This window comes from Nocardia sp. No.11 (genome assembly GCF_038752175.1).
In the GTDB taxonomy this organism is placed as follows: Bacteria; Actinomycetota; Actinomycetes; order Mycobacteriales; family Mycobacteriaceae; genus Nocardia; species Nocardia canadensis.
Genome location: NZ_JBCGFB010000239.1, coordinates 1 through 3,228 on the forward strand (window position 1 = coordinate 1; position 3,228 = coordinate 3,228).

At 73.1% G+C, this 3,228-nt stretch carries 2 protein-coding genes and 1 pseudogene; all 3 read left to right on the top strand.

Annotated features, from left to right (window positions below):
- Positions 1-578 (top strand): acyl carrier protein (locus tag V8688_RS31690; RefSeq protein WP_342802352.1); only part of this gene is annotated, 578 nt, incomplete at its 5' end.
- Positions 551-3,028, top strand: a complete 2,478-nt coding sequence (locus tag V8688_RS31695; protein WP_342802353.1) for a KR domain-containing protein — start codon at positions 551-553, stop codon at positions 3,026-3,028. The genes V8688_RS31690 and V8688_RS31695, both read left to right, overlap by 28 nt.
- Positions 3,025-3,228 (top strand): annotated as a pseudogene (locus V8688_RS31700) (hypothetical protein); the annotation flags it as partial. The gene V8688_RS31695 and the pseudogene V8688_RS31700, both read left to right, overlap by 4 nt.

Consider the following 3,228-nt stretch of genomic DNA (forward strand, 5'->3'; position numbering starts at 1 on the left):
AGGCCGCTCCGGCCGCCGTCGCCCCGCAGCCCGCGGCTTCGGCTGGTGCGGTCACCGGTGACGCCGTCCGCGCGGCACTGCGCGAGGTCGTGGCCGACAAGACCGGCTACCCGGTCGAGATGGTCGACCCGACCATGGATCTGGAAGCCGACCTCGGCGTCGACTCGATCAAGCGCGTCCAGGTCATCGGCGCACTCCAGGAACGCTTCCCGTCGCTACCCAGCCTCGGCCCCGAGCAGCTGGGCACCCTGCGCACTCTGGACCAGATCGCGGATCTGCTGGCCGGCGCGGACGCCACTTCCGCCGCGCCCGACGTCCCCGTGACCAGCGAGGCCGCCCCGGCCGACGACGCCACCAGCGCCGACACCCTGCGGCAGGCGCTGCGGGAAGTCGTCGCCGACAAAACCGGCTACCCGGTCGAGATGGTCGACCCGACCATGGATCTGGAAGCGGATCTGGGCGTGGACTCGATCAAGCGGGTCCAGGTGATCGGCGCTCTGCAGGAACGGTTTCCGAATCTGCCAAGCCTCGGACCCGAGNGGATCTGGGCGTGGACTCGATCAAGCGGGTCCAGGTGATCGGCGCTCTGCAGGAACGGTTTCCGAATCTGCCAAGCCTCGGACCCGAGCAACTCGGCACCCTGCGGTCGCTGGATCAGATCGTGGCCGAGCTGGCCGGGGGTGATGTCCACCCAAAAGCTGAGGCCGCGGCCGAAACGCCGCGGCACGTCGTCGAACTCGTCGAGCTGGCGCCGGTCGATCTCGCGGTCGATCCGTATCGCCCGGCGGGTCGCGCACTGGTGGTCTGCCTGGACGAATCCGCCGAGACCGACGGCGAGGCGATCGAAGAGGCACTGCGCGAACGCAGCTGGAGCGTGCAGCGGGTCGGCGCGGCCGACGCCGTGACCGGACCGGCGGACGTCTGCGTGGTCGTGGCCGGTGTCGCGTCGGAATGGGAGCAGGCCGAACGCGTCCTCACCGAGGCGATCCTGGTCGGCGGCCGGGTGCTGCCCGCGCTGCGTGGCGCGAGCGCCCGGGCGGGCTTTGTCACCGTCACCCGGCTCGACGGGCACCTGGGTCTGCTCGGTGACGCCGAGCCGGTGCCGGCGCTGCTCGGCGGGCTGGGTGGTCTGGTGAAGACCCTGGCCGCGGAGGAACCGGCCTTGTTCTGCCGGGCCCTCGACATCGCCCCCGCGGCGACGCCGGGGCGGGTGGCCCAGATCGTGCTCGAGGAACTGTGCGACGCGGCGATCGACACCGTCGAGGTCGGCGTCGACGGCTCCGGCCGCCGCCGCACCCCGGTGCCGAGCGGGCACAAGCCCGCCCTCACCAGCGAGACCGTCAGTGCCGCAGCCGAACTCGATCCGTCGGTGCTGACCGACGACGACGTCCTGCTGGTGACCGGTGGCGCGCGCGGCGTCACCGCCACCTGTGTGCTCGCCCTCGCCGCGCACAGCGCCGCGCGCTTCGTCCTGCTCGGGCGGACCCAGCTCACCGACGAGCCCACCTGGGCGGTGGGGGTCGCCGACGGTGACCTCAAGCCGGCCGCCGTGCGGGCCCTGGCGGGCACCGGGGTCAAGCCCAAGGACATCGACCGGGCGTGCGGGGAGATCCGCGCGATCCGCGAAATCCGCGCCACCCTGGCCACGCTCGGCGACCGCGCCGACTACCTGGCCGTCGACGCCACCGACGCGGCCGCCCTCGCCGCGGCGATCGCGCCGTGGCGCGACACCGTCACCGGTGTCGTGCACGGCGCCGGTGTGCTGGCCGACTCGCTGATCCCGGACAAGACGGCGGACTCGATCGGGCGGGTGCTGCGTCCGAAGATCGGTGGTCTCGCCGCCGTGCTGGCGGCGGTGGGGGAGCCGAAGGATCTGGTGTTGTTCACCTCGGTGGCCGGGCTGTTCGGCAATACCGGGCAGGCCGACTACGCCGCCGCGAACGAGGCGCTGTGCCGCTTCGCGGTGAGCTGGCGGCGCAGGCATCCCGGCCACCGCGTCACCGCGCTGGACTGGGGCGCCTGGGACGGCGGCATGGTGACCGACGACCTGCGCGAGCACTTCCGCAGCCGCGGCATCCCGCTGCTCGCACCCGCCGCCGGTGCCGCCGCGTTCACCACGCAGTTCACCACGGCGCGCAGGCCCGAACCGGTCCTGCTGGTCGGGGCGGCCACCGCGCTGTCGACGGGCGAACGCCCGGCGACGCCGGTGCGGGCCCGCCGCGACGTCACCGATCTGGTCGACGAACCCGTGATCGCCGCGCACCGGATCAGCGAGCACATCGTGTTGCCCGCGACCTTCGGGCTCGGCGCGATGATCAACCTCGCGGAGCGAACCCGGCCGGGCCGCACCGTGATCGGAGTCCGCGACTACCAGGTGCTCAAGGGGCTCGTGTTCGATCATCCGGTCACCGCGCTGGAGATCGAGCTCGAACCGGTGGCCGATGTCGACGGCCGCACCGCGGTGCGCGCCACCGTCTTCGGTGACAAGGCTGCCCACTTCCGGGCGACCCTGCTGCTGGCGGCGGGGCCGGAGACGGCGGGCACCCAGCCGATCGTGGCCGGTCCTGGCATCGACGCCGGACGGATCTACACCGATGCCGTCCAGTTCCACGCCCCCGCGCTCCAGGGGCTGCGCGGCATCCGCTCCGAGAGCGACAGCGCGATCGTGCTGGAGTGCTTGCTGCCCACCGGCCCGGTCGCCGACGGCGCCTACGCGGGCCGCCTGCACGATCCCGTCGCCGCCGACCTGATCCTGCAGGGACCGCCGGTCCTCGGCCACCGCCTGCTCGGCGCGGCCTGCCTGCCGCTGGGTGTCGGCCGGATCGACTACCACCACCCGCTGCCGACCACCGAACCGTTCGTCCTGGTGGTCGACAACCCGCGCGCCGGGCGGCTCGAAGCCCGCGTCGACGCGACCGCGCTGGCCACCGACGGCACAGTGCTGCAGCGGTTCTCGGACGTCACGGTCCTCACGACGCCCGATCTGACGGAGAAGTTCCAGACCTCGGTGAGGGAGTGGACCCGATGACAGTCCTCGATTTCGACGGCGTCGCCTTCGACCCGGTCGGTGCGGTCGACGCACCGCCCGCGCCGCGGGCCCAGCCGACCACCACGTCCACCGCGCGGGCAGTGTCGCCTGCGCCCACCGCCGAGAGCGCGCGTTACTCCGGTGCGCCGGTGCCCGATTCGGCCCTCGGCCCGATCGGCGAGCTGCGCACCGGCCTCGTC